The sequence below is a fragment of the Bifidobacterium porcinum genome (assembly GCF_055378475.1).
Window position 1 is genome coordinate 1,479,042 of sequence record NZ_AP029603.1, and the last position, 15,361, is coordinate 1,494,402.

Sequence of the window (15,361 nt, forward strand, 5' to 3'; positions counted from 1 at the left end):
TGACCGGCGGATTACGGGCATGCCCTGCCCGTGCGATCCGTGAAATACGCGCGGAATAACGTGAGGCTCGTTCAACGACGCGGTGGCTCAGCCACGACGCGTCCTGCCGCGGGGTACACCGGCGGCAGGGCCGCGAGACCGCCAAGGCCATCACGGCAAGCAAACACGAGAGGAGTCATTCCATGAGCGCAGTCGTACTCGGGGTAGGAAACGCATCGGTATTGTTCAAGGGGCTGGATATCAGCGGCGGGGACGCGGTCACCATCATTGACGCGCATGATGATTGCGCTTCGGCCTTTGATTTGAGCGTATTGCGCGGCGACGGGATCTTCGAGGCGACCACGGTCTACGACGGATTCCCCGTATCCTTGGAAAACCATCTCAAACGGCTCGCCCATTCCGCCGCACTGGTGGATATGCCTGAACCTGATGTCGACGCGTTCACCGACGCCTGCCAAGGGGTGATCGACGCCTACGACGGGGCCGAAGAAGCGCCGATGCTCCGCATTCTCGTCTCGCGCGGGCTTGACCCGACCACCGGTATCGGGGTAGAGGCGAAACGTTCAGACAACGGGCCGTTGCCGCCGAGCGTGTGGATATTCCTTGACGGAGAAGGCGACGGGCACAGCATCGAGCCGATCACCATGGCGACGCTCACCCGCGGATACCCGTCGGATATCACGGCGAAAGCGCCGTGGCTGCTCAATGGCGCTAAAACCCTGAGTTATGCGGTCAATCAGGCGATGCACCGGGAATGCGACCGGCGCGGGGTCGGCGACGCGGTCACCACCACAACCGACGGGTATACGTTGGAATGTCCCAACAGCAGCATCGTCGCACGATACGGGGATACGTACGTCACACCAGACCCACGCATCGGCATCCTGAACGGCACGTCACAGCGCGAACTGTTCGCGTGGGCGCTTGAGGAAGGCAAGCGGACTGCGTACCGCAAGCTGCCGGTTGACGAGCTGAGGGATGCGGACGCGTTGTATATGACGCACGGCGGCTGGGTGGTTCCGGTCAAGGAGCTGGACGGCAAGACGTATGCGGTGGACATGGACGAGATCCGTGCGATGAACGAGGCCATCCACAGCGGGCGCACGCATGACGACGCGCTGACAATCGGGCCAAGCGGGGAATACGACGCGTAAGGAGGGTCGTTCTGCCCCGAGGCTTACCCGACCGTGTTGTTGTACACCTGCGCTTGCAAATCCTTGCGCGCGGTTTCAAGCGTGGTGATGCTGCCGAGCAGCGCGATCTTCTCCTCGCCGTCCGGCAGCTGGGCCATACGGCGTCTGGCTGCGCCGATTCTGCGCATGTAACCGATATCAAGCAGACGGGCCAACAGTTCGGACGCGTACTGGCGCTCCCCCTGAGTCGGCTCCCGCAGCTGGACGTCGGCGACGCCGGGCGCTCCAGCGGCACCGACGCCTTGTCCGTCACCCGCGCCAGGTGCCGACTGTTGGTTCGGCGGGGTCGGCAACGGCAACGGCATCACGGCAAGCTCGTCAATCACCGATTGGAGCATCGGACCGCCTGCCTTGGTCAGATTGTGCATCCACAGGCCTTGCGGAGTGTCATCCGTCGGTAATCCGCCGGCAGCCGCAATCGCCTGGAACAGCGTGCGGAACACCGGGGTCATGAAATTCGCCAGAGTCAACTGGGCAAACCATTCGCGGTCGATCGCACGCGGAATCTGGATGAGCGTCGCCATGAACTGTTGCTCGCAGATGAACACCGCGTCGTCGATGTGGAAATACGTCTGGTTGGCGGCATCACGATGTTCAAGCTCCCGCCTGCGAGCCGGATTCGCGTACGGGTCATCGCGGTCAGCACGCTCCTCGATACGCACCTGCTGGCGTCGGCGGGGCGCGTAGGCGTCCTCGTCGCGCACGTTGTACTGCCGTCTGGCCTGTCTGACCTCACGCTGCATGATATCAAGGTCGATGCCGATGCGCCGGGTCGCCTTGCGCGTGTACAAGTCAAGCAGCGAACGGTCGCGGATCTGCGCAATCAGTGGTGCGGCTGCCTTGACCGCCCCCATCTGCCCGGTGGCATACTGGGTGTCGAAGCGGTCGATTGCCGTGTCGATGACGAAATCGTAGAGCGGACGGGCGCTGTCGATCAGTGCACGCACCGCCTCGTTGCCGCGCTGGATTCGCAGATCACACGGATCGAGATTGTCGTCGGCCACGGCGACGAAGGTCTGCGACAGGAACGAAGAATCCAACCCGAACGCGTGCAACGCGGCCTTCTGTCCAGCCGCGTCGCCGTCGAACGTAAAGACGACACGCGAACTGAGCGACTGCCCTTCGACCTTAAGCGGCCCGACCAGCTGGACGGCGCCCAGCGAATCGTCCGCAATCAGACGACGGATGATTTTCGCGTGTTCCGCGCCGAACGCGGTGCCGCATGTGGCGACCGCCGTGTCGATACCCGCCAAATGGCAGGCCATGACATCCGTGTACCCCTCGACAATCACCGCCTGGCGGTGCTTCACAATCGATGATTTCGCCAGGTCAATGCCGTAAAGCACCTGCGTTTTGCGGTACAGCTGCGTATCCGGCGTATTGATGTACTTCGCCGCGATAGTGTCGTCATCATACAGTTTGCGCGCGCCGAAGCCGAGCGTACGACCGGTCGAATCGCGGATCGGCCATGTGACCCGGCCTCGAAAATAGTCGTAGATGCCATGCTGGCCGCGACGGGCGAGTCCGGCATCCAGCATCTCCTGCTGGGTGAAGCCTTTGTCTGCCAAATGCCGCACGAGATTGTCCCAGCCTTGCGGGGCGTAGCCGCAGCCGAAGCGCTCGCAATCGGCCTGGCTGAAATTGCGTCCGCCGAGCAGTTTGCGTGCGGCGAGCGCCTCCTTGCTCATGATCTGCGAGGTGAAGAAGCGTTGGGCTTCCTCGTTCGCTTCAAGCAGACGCGCGCGTTTCGACCCGGCGTGCTCGCCTTGGCGTGAGCCTTGGTCGTAATGCAGTTCGATGTGGTATTTGTCGGCGAGCAGTTCGACCGCCTCGCGGAAGTCGATGTTCTCCTGGTGCTCCACGAAGCCGAAAACGTCGCCGCCCAGACCGCAGCCAAAGCAGTGCCAGACACCTAGGGACGGGCGGACATTGAAACTCGGGGTTTTCTCGTCATGGAAGGGGCACAGGCCGACATAGGTGCCGGTGCCCGAAGGCTTGAGCGTAACGGACGCGGATACGATATCGTACAGGTCCGCGGCGGCGCGCACCTTCTCAACGTCTTCTTTCTTGATCATCCCGGGCATAGGTTCCATGCTAGCCTGAGGGCTGTTCAGTGGCGTGCACCGCCAGAGAACAGCGTGCCGGGCGACCGCGATGTCGCACCGCAGACAGATACCGCCGGCGCCGGCAGGCCGCCGCGACACCGCGTGTCCGAGTCGGCGCTCAGCACAGAATCGAATGCAAGGTCGCCGCCGACCCGTCCGTCAGGCTGGCCACCTGGTCAATTGCCACGCGCAACCGTTTGTCATCATTCGACGCCTGCCGCCAGTCATCGAGGAACACCGTCTCCAGTGCGTCGCTCGGCCTCGGCGAGTCAGCCATAAGCACATCCACCAAATCGGTGACAATTCGCTGCTCTTGCTCATGGAACGGCTCACGTTCGCGGGGAGCCATGACGAAATACACAGACATCCCCTTAAGCGCCAGAATCTCATAGCGTGTCTGGTCAGGCACCACCACATGCGCCGCATACCGGGTCAACGGCCCGGTACCATATCGCTGCCGTGTGGCCGATTCCACCGATCCGGCGAAACGGCCGATCAACGCGCTGGTCATGTTCTTCAACTGCGCCAACGCCTGCCGGGAACCATCGAAACGACCCGGCAGAAGTTGTCCGTCACGCAGCCGGAGCACCGCCGCCAGCAGAAGGTCCGGGTCCCACTGCCGCCCATACCATGCGCGCGCCGATTCGACCACCCGGTCGACAATCCGGTTGTCCTCGAGCGCCACCGGATTCAGTGTGCCGGTCGCAATCGCATCCTCAATATCATGCACGCTATAGGCGATGTCGTCGGATAGGTCCATCACCTGGCATTCCATCGGCGTACTGGCCTCGGGCGCCCCCTGCTTGAGCCAATGGAACACCGGCTCATCGTCTGGGTAGACGCCGAATTTCACGCTACGCTCCCCTTTGGGGTGAGCGGCCGCCTCGCGAAGCGTCCACGGGTATTTCACCGCGGCGTCCAATGCAGCGCGCGTCAGATTGACCCCGGCGGACCGCCCGTCGGGAAGGAATATCTTCGGCTCCAGTCGCGTCAGCAATCGCAAGGTCTGCGCGTTACCTTCGAATCCACCGATGTCCTTGGCGATTGCCGCCAACGCGCGTTCACCGTTGTGTCCGAATGGTGGATGCCCTAGGTCGTGTGCGAGGCACGCGCAATCGACAACGTCGGGATCGCAGCCGAGCAGAGCGCCGACTTGCCGGCCGATTTGCGCGACTTCGAGCGTATGTGTCAATCGCGTGCGCGCAAAATCGTCGGTTCCTGCGACCAGAATCTGGCTTTTACCGCCCAGCCTGCGCAGCGCGGACGAATGAATCAGTCTCGCCCGGTCGCGCTGGAACGCCGTGCGCGACGGGGATTTCGGCGGTTCAGGCGCCCAACGCTCTTCGTCCGCCGCGCAATACCCTTCAGTGGTGAGTACACGTTCGCTGTCGGCTGTAGTCGTCATATCTGCCCTTTCCCGTCTCCCCGTCGCGCATCCCAGCGCTGACATTCCAGACGCATACCGCCGATTACGGTTCGGCAATCCGCCGCAGGCAGCGCGCCGACCAGCGGTTAATAGCCGCGGCAGCCGCCGAAGCAACCGACGACAACCCGCCGCCGAAGCACTCAAACAGTCAAGCAATCAAGTACTCAAGCGGTCGAGCGGGGCGGCCCGACAGGCGTCGCACGCCACGCCACCCGAAACCGCCTCGCTTCCCGCTTTGGTCTCGATTACAGGATGCTCGCCGGATCGAGTTTCGCCAAATCCTCAGGGGGCAGCACCTCGGGCGCGTGCAGATACAGGCGCGGGATGCGGTTGCGCAGGCAAGTGAAGATCTCGTAGCTGATGGTGTCCGCCGCGCGTGCCCAGTCGTCCGCGGTCGGTTCAGCGTAGTCCTCTCCCCTGCCCGGGCCGAACAGTTCAACGGTATCGCCCTCATGGACGCCCATTTCCGCCGCGCTGCCGTGCAGGTCGAGGATGAACTGGTCCATGCACACACGCCCGGAGACGCGCAACAGCTTCGGCCCCTGTTCGGTCATGACCCGCACCGGGCCGCCGAGCTTGGTGATGTGTTTGGCGCCTTGCATGTCGAATCCGGATGCGGAACGGTGAATGCCGTCAGCGTATCCGACCGGCACGATCGCGGTGCTCGTGGCCTGCGGCGTCAGATAAGTACGGCCGTAGGAGATGCCGTGGCCTGATTCCACGTCCTTGACCGTGCCAAGCTGCGCCTGCAAAGTCATGGCTGGCTTCAAACGGTAGGTCTGCGGCGTGCCCATCGCCGGATCGGGCTCATAGCCGTACAGGCCGACGCCCGGCCGGGTGAGTTCGAAATGGATCTGCGGGCGGTCGAGCGTGGCCGCGGTATTGGCCAGATGTCTGATTTTCGGCGCGATTCCAGCTGCTCGCATCCGCTGAGTGAACTCGTTGAAGGTGGCGACCTGCTGGTCGGTCGCGTCGACGAATTCCGGAACATCCGGCGAATCGGCGACCGCCAGATGGCTCCACTGGCCGATGATATCGAGCACGCCTGCCTTGGCAAGCGGCACCAGCTTATCGAGCGCCGCGCCGAAGCCCTGCGGAGTGAAACCGTTGCGGCCGAACCCGGAATCGACCTTCACATGGACGCGCGCAGGACGCCCCACCTTGCGTGCGGCCGCGGCGAGCGCGTCGATGCCAGCGAGAGAGCCGACAGAGATGTCGATATCGTTGACGATCAGCTCATCGAACGGGACCTGCGTGCCGTTGTACACCCAGGTGAGAATGTGGCAACGGTCCGGGCCGATTCCGGCCTTGCGCAGCAGCAGCGCCTCATGCGATTGCGCGGTGCCGAGCCATGTGGCGCCTCCTGCGAGCGCGGCGAGGGCGGACGGAATCAACCCGTGCCCGTACGCGTCCGCCTTGACAACGCCCATCACCGCGGTGCCGGACTGGGGGCCGCCGACCACGGACACCAAATGCCGCATATTGTCGCGCATCGCCGCGAGGTCGACGATCGCCTGCGCCGGATATTGACGCAACGCGGCCTGATAATTCGCCTCGCCCTGCGCTGAGGAAAACTGCCATGCTGGTACTGCACTCAAAGTCATGCTCCCATTGTTGCGCAGGGAGGTAACATTCGCCGCACGCGTTTCCTCCCCGGCGGTTCCTTGTCCACATCGTGGAACCCTTCGCGTCATCGCCCCGGCGCGTCGGGCGCGACGGTTATAAAAGAGAAGGCAATGCGAATCATGGGGAATTCTGTTTCCCCGCCCCGATTCCGGATCATTCGTCGCGGCGCCTGTCCCGTCGCGTTATCGGAAGAGAATTCATGAACCTGCTACGTAAGAAATCCGTCGAAAGCATGGTCGCGCAGGCCACGCCACTCAAACGGACGTTGAAAACCTTCGATTTGACGATGCTCGGCATCGGCGCGATTATCGGCACCGGTATCTTCGTGCTCACCGGCAAGGGAGCGCTGACCGCCGGCCCGGCATTGTGTGTGTCCTTCCTGCTGGCCGCGGTGTGCTGTGGGTTCGCCGGCCTGTGCTATGCAGAATTCGCATCGATGGTGCCGGTCAGCGGTTCCGCCTACTCGTACGCGTATGTGGCGTTCGGCGAAATCATCGCCTTCATGATCGGCTGGGATCTGATTCTTGAATACGCACTCCAGGCGGCGACCGTCTCCGCCGGATGGAGCGGGTATTTCAACAAGCTCCTGGAAGGCTTCGGCATCCACCTGCCGGTCGAACTGACCGCGGCATACGGCACCACGCCTGGGGTTACAACCTATTTCAACCTGCCCGGATTCATTGTCGTGCTGCTGATCACGTGGGTGCTGTCCATCGGCATCAACCAGACGAAGCGAACGAACGACATCATGGTGATGATCAAACTCGCAATCATCGTGCTGTTCATCGTATGCACGGTGTGGTATGTCAACCCGGCGAACTGGAAACCGTTCTCCCCGTACGGCTGGTACACCTTCCAGCCGGGTTCGACCAAGCCGATGGGCATCATTCCGGCGGCTTCGATTGTGTTCTTCAGTTTCATCGGCTTTGACGCAGTGTCCTCGTCCGCGGAGGAAACGGTCGAACCGAACAAGACCCTGCCGCGCGGCATCCTGTATTCGCTGATCATCTCGACCGTGCTGTACGTCATCATGACGCTTATCATGACGGGCATCGTCAAATACCCTGAATTCGCGAAGTTTGTGGATGCCCCGGTCGCCGGTGTGATTCTCGCCACCGGGCTCAACTGGCTCGCCTTCGTTGTCAATCTGGGCGCGCTGATCGGCATGACCACGGTGATGCTCGTCCAGCTGTACGGTCAGTCGCGCATCTGCTATGCGATGAGCCGCGACGGCCTGTTCCCTAAGTTCTTCGGCGAGGTCAACAAGAAGTTCCACACGCCGTTCAAGGGCACATGGTTCTTCGGCATTCTCACGGCGATCGCCGGCGGATTCATCAATATCAACATCCTGTTCGAACTGGTGAATATCGGCACGCTGTCCGCATTCATCATCGTGTCGGCGGGCGTGCTGTGGATGCGCAAGACCCAGCCGGACGCCCATCGCGGCTTCCGCGCCCCTGGTGTTCCGGTCACGCCGATCCTGGCGATTGTGTTCTGCTGCGTCCTGATCGCCGGCCTCAATTGGGAGACTTGGGTGCGGTTCGTGGTCTGGTTCGCACTCGGTTTGATCGTGTATTTCGCGTACGGCCGCAAGCACTCGAAGCTCGGTGTGGCGGAAGGCGGCGTTTCGGCGGCGCAGTCCGGTATTGCCGGTGGCAATCAGGCTGGCGACAACGCCGATGCCCCCGACAGCTTGGTGTCCTTCGAATCCTAAGACCCTGCGGTATTGCAAATTGCGCTGAATTCAGCGCCACCCCAGATACCGTTATGCCGCCGGTTGCTTCTCCGCAATCGGCGGCATTGTATTATCGCCTACCGGCCAGCATTCAGCCGTTCACCATTCGTGGCGCTGGTAGGCGATCCGCGTGGTGTCGGTCGGCCGGTCGATGAGCTGGATCAGCCCACACCGCGTGAACCCACAGGTTTCAAGAACGTGCTGCATGGCTTTGTTGTTCGGATGGGTGTCCGCCCGGACGTTGCCATACTGTTTGAGCGCCCATTCCAGGCATTCCCGCGCCGCATGGCGGATCAGACCGGACGAAGCGATGCGGTGGATGGTCACGTAGGCGTCATCGTCAAGCCACTGCCCGTCGATGGTCTGATAGGTCGGGTCTTCGCCCGTACAAGCCGCAAATTGCGCGAGAATCCGCTCATTGGCGCCGCTTCCGTCAACCAACAGGATGCTGCGATGACGCATGATATCATCCTGCACGACTTCCGGTTTCGGGAAGGTATGCCCCCATTGGGTGGGGTTTCCGTTGCGGGCCATCAGCTCACGGGCGCGCTCGTAGTTCTGCTCCATCACCGGAAAATCGCGCATGGTGGCGTGCCGGAATCGCCGTGCAACCATATTGTCTGTCTCCTAGCCGTAGATAAAACCTGCTCAACCCTACCACGGCATATAACACGGCATCTGTGACGTGGCGCACGCAACGCACAGCAAACGAATCCAACATCCCCAGCCGAGATCGCAACGGCGGGATGTGTCACCGCTTGATGACACATCCCGCCGTTATCTCACGCGAATGCCGATAAGCATACCGGCACGCAACACCTCCGCTCAGACCACCTTGCGTTCGAACGGATCAGAGCTGATGCCCTTCGCCAGGATGTCCTTGCACCATTCCTTGGCAGTGAACAGGCTGTGGTCGCGGTAGTTGCCGCAGCTTTCGATTGTGGTCGCCGGCACATCGTCCCAAGTTGCCTTGTAAGCGATGAATTCCAAGGATTCCTTGAGCGCACGCGCAACATCCTCCGTGCTGTGCGTGCCCCAGGTCAGCAGATGGAATCCGGTACGGCAGCCGAACGGCGAGCAGTCGATATACCCCGGGATGCGTTCGCGCAGCAGCACCGCGATGGTGTGCTCGATGGTGTGCAGGCCGGCGGTCGGAATGGCGTTCTCGTTGGGCTGGACCAGCCGTAGGTCGTAATTCGAGATCACATCGCCGTTCGGGCCGGTTTCGGTGTCGATGTAGCGCACGTACGGCGCCTTCACCTTCGTGTGGTCAAGCTGGAAGCTTTCGACAACCGGCTTGTCGTCCTGCGTGGGCTTGGATTCATCGCTCATAGTACCTCCTCGATGCCGGGGTGGCCCGCGTTGCACACGCAGACCACCCGCTTTCGATGCCTAGTCTAGCCCGCCCGGATGTATGCCGCCGCGGGCGAGAGCGTATAGGGCATAGGAAAAAGCTATGCCCGGCTAGCGTGGCGCGGGCGCATGCGCTTCGGCGGCGGATTTTGCTGGCAGCAACCGGCTCGACGAAAGGCGCTGCGCTGCTCAAACCGGTCAGAAGATGTCCACGTGCAGTGATGGGGCCTTCCAACGACGGCCTTTCAGCTCGGTGTCCAGCGCTTCGAGCGTCCCGTCGGCGACAGCCTTGTCGTACCGCTCGATCATCGAGGTCGCGTTCTCCTCTTCCTCGACCTGCTCTTTGACGAACCAATCGAGGAACTTCGCGCTGTCTGTGTCCCCGGCCGCCTCTGCGGCATCGTGGAGCGTATGGATCAGCCCGGTGACATACTGTTCATGAGCGAGCGCGAAGTGCAGCGGATCGTCATCGTCTGTAATGGTTTTGTCGGGTTTGGCGATCGGCAGCAGCTCAATGGTTTCGCCGCGCTTGAGCATCCATGCGCGCATAAGCATCGCATGGTCGCGTTCCTCCTGCACCTGCACGTCGTACCAGTTGCCGAAGCCGTGCAGGCCACGATTGTGATAATAATCCGCGAAATCCATATACAGATAGGCGGAATAGAGCTCCTTATTGAACTGGTCGTTGAGCAGTTCCCTGAGATGACGGTCCATCATGTCAGCCTCCTTGCTTTTCGGGCGTGCGTTGGGCCCCGGTCGTGCGTACGTGCAGGCGGAATGGCGCAATGGCGCAATGGCCATATTCCGCGGCACCCGCCGGTACCGGTGTCGTCTTCGCCGTCGCTATCGTCTTCAATGACGACACGGTCCATGCTATCGCCGCCGAGCCGCAGGGTGTGGGAGGCTCGCCGGCGTGTCACGGCCGATTTTGCGCGATCGCCTCCATGAACTTTGCACCATACTGGCGCAGCTTGCTCTCCCCCACCCCGCTGACTTCAAGGAATTCCTGATCATTGGAAGGTTTGAGCCGAACCATGTCACGCAACGAACGGTCGGAGAACACGATATACGGCGGCTTGCCGATTTCCTGCGCGATGCTGCGGCGCAAGGCGCGCAACCGTTGGAACAGGTGTTCGTCCGCCTCGGTGAATTCCGCGGCATCCTGCGCTTGCATGGCCGTAGCGCCCTGGCCGAGCGCGCCGCCAGTCGCCCCCGCAGCACGCGAACGCCCACTCGTTTGCCGTTGGATACGCTTGATTTCGTAATGAAAATCAGGGGCGACTGTCTGCGCTGCGAGCGGCCCGAATTGGACGATGGGCAACCGGCCTTCGGTGATCGCGAGGAAACCGTCAACGCTCATCTGGTTGAGCACATCGCGGATCCGCGCTTCGGGGACACTGCCCAGCACGCCGTAGCTCGGCACCTTATCGAGGCCGCGATTGAGCAAATCCTGGGCCTTGGAACCACGCAGGACCGCCACGATCTTGCCCATGCCGTAGCTCTGCCCCAAATCGTGGACGCACCGGCTGATCGCCCGCGCGGTGTCCGTAACGTCGAGTGTCTCGAAATTGCCTTCGCAGTTCGAGCAGTTCCCGCATTTTGCGGTCGGGCCCTCCGGCTGAGCCGGACCGTTGGACGCAATCAAGTTTGCCGGCCCCTGCTCGGTTTCGGGGTCGGCGAAATACCTGACCATATAGTCATGCAGGCAGTGCGTGGTGCGGCAGTAGCCAATCATCCCATCCAACAGGCGACGTTTCGAGGCACGGACGATTTGCTGCTCCTCAGGGTCGAGGCGCTCGTTGTCACCGTTCAAGTCAAGCAGACGCCGGCGGGTGACGATATCGCTGTCATTCCACAGGAGCGTGCACCGACTGGGTTCGCCGTCACGCCCGGCGCGACCGGCCTCTTGATAGTATGCTTCGATGCTTTCGGGCATATTGTGGTGAATCACATAACGCACGTCGGATTTGTCGATGCCCATACCGAACGCGTTCGTGGCAACAACAACCGGCACGCGGTCGGTGACGAAATCCCGCTGAGTGCGCGACCGGTCTTCCGGCGCCATGCCACCATGGTAGGCGGCGGCAATCGGGCCGTCCGGCAAGCCTGCTGGGGCCTCCGCGTCGCCATGTGTTCCGGATGCCGCCATGAGGCTTGGAACCGCATGGTTGAGCGCGGCTGCCACCGCTTCGGTCTCCTTGCGAGTGGCACAGTACACGATGCCGGATTCTCCGGGGTGCGTCGCCACGTATTGCGCAATCCATGCGGTTTTGCGTTTGGTTTCCATCCGGATGACGTCGAAATAGAGGTTTGGACGGTCGAATCCAGTGACGGTAATCAGCGGGTTGCGCAGGTGAATCAGCGAAACGATGTCGCGACGCACTTTGCCTGTTGCGGTCGCGGTGAACGCGGTGACAATCGGCCTAACCGGAAGCGCGTCAATGAACTCGCCGATACCCAGATATGAGGAGCGGAAATCCTGCCCCCACTGCGAAACGCAATGTGCCTCGTCCACCGTGACCAGCGAGATGCGCGTGTGTACGGCAAAATCGCGGAATCGCCCGGTTTCCAAACGTTCCGGGGCAACATACAGCATGCGAATCTTGCCTTGGGCAGCTTGGGCGAGCACGGCGTCCTGCTCGTCAGAGCTTTGCGTGGTGTTGACGTACGCCGCGAGAATGCCCGCGTCCTGGAGCGCATCCACTTGGTCGCGCATCAGGGATATCAGCGGGGAGATGACGATGGTCAGACCCGGCAGCAAGGTGGCGGGGATCTGGTAGCAGATGGATTTGCCCGCGCCGGTGGGCATGACGCCGAGTACGTCACGGCCTTGAAGGATTGCGGTGACGAGTCCGGATTGACCGGGACGGAACGAATCGTAGCCAAAATACTGTTTCAGCGCGGTGAGCGCCGGCGCCGGTGCAGGCGTTTCGCCTCCTGTGTTCCCGCGAGAGTTGTCCATCATTCTCGACACGCCTGTCGAAGCTGCCATACCCGTCGCGCGCGTGATGCCCATCGCCGAATTCCCTGCCGTCATATCCCCCGAGTCTATCCTGCGCGGCGGAACTGGCGACTTTTCTGCCCGTCGTGCGCCCACGCAGCCGCACCGCGGGCAGATAGCCGGCTTCAAGCCACCGACCGACAACCACCGGCGTCCCCCCACGACGGCAACAAAGAACGACCAGCAAGCAACAACGATGGGCGTCCGGAGCGCCATCATCGCTCCGGACGCCCATCATCACGTCCCCCTGACGGATGCCGACGCCCAAGTATCCGGCATCCATCCAGCTTCTTCTTATCTTCTCTTCCGGTCAGGCCTGCTCAAGCGCCTGATCGAGGTCGGCAATCAAATCATCCGCATCCTCAATGCCCACAGACAGACGCACCAAGTTCGCCGGAACCTCAAGCGTCGTCCCGGACACCGAGGCGTGGGTCATGGCCGCCGGCAGCTCGATCAGGGATTCCACGCCGCCGAGCGATTCGGCGAGCGTGAAGATCTTCGTGGCCGCGGCGAACCGCTTGGCCGCCTCGAGCCCGCCCTTGAACTGGACGGAAACCATGCCGCCGAAGCCGCCGTGCATCTGGCGTGCGGCGATTTCATGGCCCGGATGCGATTCGAGGCCCGGGTACCACACGCGCTCGATCTGCGGCTTGCCTTCGAACCATTCGGCGATTTTGAGCGCGTTGCGGCTATGCTGCTTGACACGCAGATCCAAGGTCTTCAAGCCCCGGATGTCCAGCCAGGAGTCGAACGGCGAAGGCACAGCGCCCGCGGAATTCTGCAGGAATGCGACCTTGTAGCGGATCTCCTCGTCGTTGAGCACGACCGCGCCGCCGACCACGTCGGAATGGCCGCCGATGTACTTGGTCGTCGAGTAGACCACCACGTCGGCGCCATCATCGAGCGGATGCTGCAGCACCGGGGATGCGAAGGTGTTGTCCACCGCGACCTTCGTGCCGTGCGCGTGCGCGACCGCGGCGGTCGCCGCAATATCGGTGATGTTGAGCAGCGGGTTGCTCGGCGTCTCCACCCAGATCCACTCGTAATGCTTGGATTCGAGGGCCGCGCTCACCGCCGCGGTGTCGGTGATGTCGACCACGTCAAGGTTCACGCCCCACGGCACGAACACCTTGGACAGCAGGCGGTAAGTGCCGCCGTACACGTCGTTGCCGAGCAGGACGCTGTCGCCGGGCTTCAAGGTGGAGCGTAGCAGCACGTCAATCGCGGCGAGGCCGGATGAGAAGGCGAGCGCATACTTGGCGCCTTCGATGGCGGCCAGCTGTGCGTCGAAGGAATCACGTGTCGGGTTGATCGAGCGGCTGTAATCGTAGCCGTTGCGCAGACCGCCGACACCGTCCTGCTTGAAGGTCGAGGTCATGTAGATTGGCGTGACGACGGCGCCGGTGATCGGGTCAGGCTCCTGGCCGGCGTGGATGGCGCGCGTGGCGAGCTTGGTGGCGGCGAAATCCTTGGCGGACTGTTCGAATGATGCGACGGACATGATTGTTGTTCCTTTCGGTTGTGGTTATGAGCCTAGATGGTTGTGCGGGGTTTGTCCCGCGTGTCGGTATCGGTTTTGGTGATGACGGGTTGATATCGGATGTAGGGTTGATTGTCGGACCGCTGATGTGCGGGCGAAATCAAGCTGAATCAATCGTGTGGAATCACGCGAGCGGAATCACAGGTATTGCTCGGCGATGGACGGGCTGCTGGTACGGTCGACAACGTCGCCGTAGCCGTTGGCTCGCATCCAGTCGTCGTTGAAAATCTTCTCCAAATAGCTGCGTCCGGAATCCGGCAGCAGCACGACGACCAGCTGATGTTCGTCCAGATTGTTCTCACGCGCGTATTTGAGTGCTCCGGCGACCGCCATGCCGGAGGAACCGCCGACCAGCAGGCCTTCCTCCTTGGCCAGGCGGCGGGTCATCTCGAAGGCCTCGGCGTCGGTGACCTGCTTGATGTCGTCGGTGATGTTGCGATCGAAGGCCTCTGGGTAGAAGTCCTCGCCAACACCCTCGATATTGTACTGGTGGACGTCATTCGGGTTGGAGTAGATGGAGCCTTCCGGATCGGCACCAATGACCTTGACGGCCCCGTGGGAGGCTTCCTTGAGGTAGCGGCCGGTGCCGGAAATCGTACCTCCCGTGCCGATGCCGGCGACAAAATGCGTGACCTTGTGATCGGTTGCTTCCCAGATTTCGGGGCCGGTGGTCTCATAGTGACTGCGTGGGCCATTCGGGTTGCTGTACTGATTCGGCTTGAACGCGCCGGGGATGGTGGCGGCGAGTCGGTCGGACACGCTGTAGTAGGAACGCGGGTCGTCCGGCTCGACGTTGGTGGGGGTGACGACGACTTCGGCTCCATACGCCCGCAACACTGCGCGCTTGGACTCGGACACCTTGTCCGGCACGACGAAAATCGTGCGATAGCCGCGCTGCTGGGCGACCAGGGCGAGGCCGACACCCGTGTTGCCGCTGGTCGGTTCCACGATCACACCACCCGGCTTGAGTTGGCCGGATTCCTCCGCAGCGGTGATGATGCGCTCGGCAATGCGGTCCTTGGATGAGCCGCCCGGGTTGAAATACTCGACTTTGACGACAACGTCCGCTTTCACGCCATCGGTGACGTGGCGCAAACGGACAAGAGGGGTGTTGCCGATGAGGTCGGTGAGTGAATCGTGGATGGTCATGATGTCTCGTTTCTGTGCTTGGGCTTTGTGTCTTGCTTTGTGATGGGCTGGCCGATGGATGGGTCGGTGGTGTGGCGCCTGGCCATCGGTTGAGTGCACAAGAAACGGTTCCGGCAAGACGTGATATCGGTTGTTCCGACCACATCGATTCGGGTAACTGCCCGGCAAATCACCGGTTCATCATGATTGCGTCACAATCCAGCTTAGACGATGTTCATGATGGTTATTCGTCT

11 protein-coding genes are annotated in these 15,361 nt (G+C 61.9%); 2 read left to right on the forward strand and 9 right to left on the reverse strand.

All coding sequences use genetic code 11. The features are described 5' to 3' along the window. The first annotated feature begins 182 nt into the window (after positions 1 to 182). Positions 183 to 1,154: an aminodeoxychorismate lyase gene (locus tag ACZ41G_RS05840; RefSeq protein WP_464144896.1), complete on the forward strand. Its 972-nt coding sequence runs from the start codon at positions 183 to 185 to the stop codon at positions 1,152 to 1,154. A 23-nt stretch (positions 1,155 to 1,177) separates the two neighbouring features. On the opposite strand, the gene dnaG is transcribed toward ACZ41G_RS05840, so the two are convergent. From dnaG to alr, 3 genes are all read right to left on the reverse strand, one after another. Beyond that, positions 1,178 to 3,277 carry a DNA primase gene (gene dnaG, locus ACZ41G_RS05845; RefSeq protein WP_464144897.1) on the reverse strand — a complete coding sequence of 700 codons (2,100 nt, stop codon included), beginning with the start codon at positions 3,275 to 3,277 and terminating at the stop codon, positions 1,178 to 1,180. A gap of 139 nt (positions 3,278 to 3,416) precedes the next feature. Beyond that, positions 3,417 to 4,703, reverse strand: a complete 1,287-nt coding sequence (locus ACZ41G_RS05850) for a deoxyguanosinetriphosphate triphosphohydrolase (RefSeq protein WP_464144899.1) — start codon at positions 4,701 to 4,703, stop codon at positions 3,417 to 3,419. A gap of 266 nt (positions 4,704 to 4,969) precedes the next feature. Beyond that, on the reverse strand, positions 4,970 to 6,328 hold the full coding sequence (gene alr, locus ACZ41G_RS05855) for an alanine racemase (protein WP_441481881.1): 1,359 nt from the start codon (positions 6,326 to 6,328) through the stop codon (positions 4,970 to 4,972). Between the two features lie 221 nt (positions 6,329 to 6,549). Here alr and ACZ41G_RS05860 point away from each other — a divergent pair, with 221 nt between their 5' ends. Beyond that, on the forward strand, positions 6,550 to 8,064 hold the full coding sequence (locus tag ACZ41G_RS05860; protein ID WP_033506344.1) for an APC family permease: 1,515 nt from the start codon (positions 6,550 to 6,552) through the stop codon (positions 8,062 to 8,064). A 120-nt stretch (positions 8,065 to 8,184) separates the two neighbouring features. Here the strand turns inward: ACZ41G_RS05860 and ACZ41G_RS05865 are convergent, their stop codons facing one another. From ACZ41G_RS05865 to ACZ41G_RS05890, 6 genes are all read right to left on the reverse strand, one after another. Further along, positions 8,185 to 8,700, reverse strand: coding sequence for a GNAT family N-acetyltransferase (locus ACZ41G_RS05865; RefSeq protein ID WP_026650514.1), 516 nt, complete (start codon positions 8,698 to 8,700; stop codon positions 8,185 to 8,187). A 210-nt stretch (positions 8,701 to 8,910) separates the two neighbouring features. After that, on the reverse strand, positions 8,911 to 9,417 hold the full coding sequence (locus ACZ41G_RS05870) for an S-ribosylhomocysteine lyase (protein WP_026502245.1): 507 nt from the start codon (positions 9,415 to 9,417) through the stop codon (positions 8,911 to 8,913). 219 nt (positions 9,418 to 9,636) lie between these two features. Beyond that, positions 9,637 to 10,155: a ferritin gene (locus ACZ41G_RS05875; protein ID WP_321046196.1), complete on the reverse strand. Its 519-nt coding sequence runs from the start codon at positions 10,153 to 10,155 to the stop codon at positions 9,637 to 9,639. Between the two features lie 199 nt (positions 10,156 to 10,354). Continuing rightward, complete coding sequence (locus ACZ41G_RS05880) at positions 10,355 to 12,400, reverse strand: RecQ family ATP-dependent DNA helicase (RefSeq protein WP_464146240.1); 2,046 nt, start codon at positions 12,398 to 12,400, stop codon at positions 10,355 to 10,357. 349 nt (positions 12,401 to 12,749) lie between these two features. Beyond that, positions 12,750 to 13,940, reverse strand: coding sequence for a cystathionine gamma-synthase (locus tag ACZ41G_RS05885; RefSeq protein ID WP_464144901.1), 1,191 nt, complete (start codon positions 13,938 to 13,940; stop codon positions 12,750 to 12,752). 177 nt (positions 13,941 to 14,117) lie between these two features. After that, positions 14,118 to 15,128: a cystathionine beta-synthase gene (locus tag ACZ41G_RS05890; RefSeq protein ID WP_464144902.1), complete on the reverse strand. Its 1,011-nt coding sequence runs from the start codon at positions 15,126 to 15,128 to the stop codon at positions 14,118 to 14,120. Positions 15,129 to 15,361: the final 233 nt, after the last annotated feature.

What these genes read in the sequence shown, in the direction of transcription:
- ACZ41G_RS05840 (WP_464144896.1), top strand. Translation starts at nt 183, where the DNA reads ATGAGCGCAGTCGTACTCGGGGTAGGAAACGCATCGGTATTGTTCAAG.
- dnaG (WP_464144897.1), bottom strand. Translation starts at nt 3,277, where the DNA reads ATGCCCGGGATGATCAAGAAAGAAGACGTTGAGAAGGTGCGCGCCGCC.
- ACZ41G_RS05850 (WP_464144899.1), bottom strand. Translation starts at nt 4,703, where the DNA reads ATGACGACTACAGCCGACAGCGAACGTGTACTCACCACTGAAGGGTAT.
- alr (WP_441481881.1), bottom strand. Translation starts at nt 6,328, where the DNA reads ATGACTTTGAGTGCAGTACCAGCATGGCAGTTTTCCTCAGCGCAGGGC.
- ACZ41G_RS05860 (WP_033506344.1), top strand. Translation starts at nt 6,550, where the DNA reads ATGAACCTGCTACGTAAGAAATCCGTCGAAAGCATGGTCGCGCAGGCC.
- ACZ41G_RS05865 (WP_026650514.1), bottom strand. Translation starts at nt 8,700, where the DNA reads ATGGTTGCACGGCGATTCCGGCACGCCACCATGCGCGATTTTCCGGTG.
- ACZ41G_RS05870 (WP_026502245.1), bottom strand. Translation starts at nt 9,417, where the DNA reads ATGAGCGATGAATCCAAGCCCACGCAGGACGACAAGCCGGTTGTCGAA.
- ACZ41G_RS05875 (WP_321046196.1), bottom strand. Translation starts at nt 10,155, where the DNA reads ATGATGGACCGTCATCTCAGGGAACTGCTCAACGACCAGTTCAATAAG.
- ACZ41G_RS05880 (WP_464146240.1), bottom strand. Translation starts at nt 12,400, where the DNA reads ATGGACAACTCTCGCGGGAACACAGGAGGCGAAACGCCTGCACCGGCG.
- ACZ41G_RS05885 (WP_464144901.1), bottom strand. Translation starts at nt 13,940, where the DNA reads ATGTCCGTCGCATCATTCGAACAGTCCGCCAAGGATTTCGCCGCCACC.
- ACZ41G_RS05890 (WP_464144902.1), bottom strand. Translation starts at nt 15,128, where the DNA reads ATGACCATCCACGATTCACTCACCGACCTCATCGGCAACACCCCTCTT.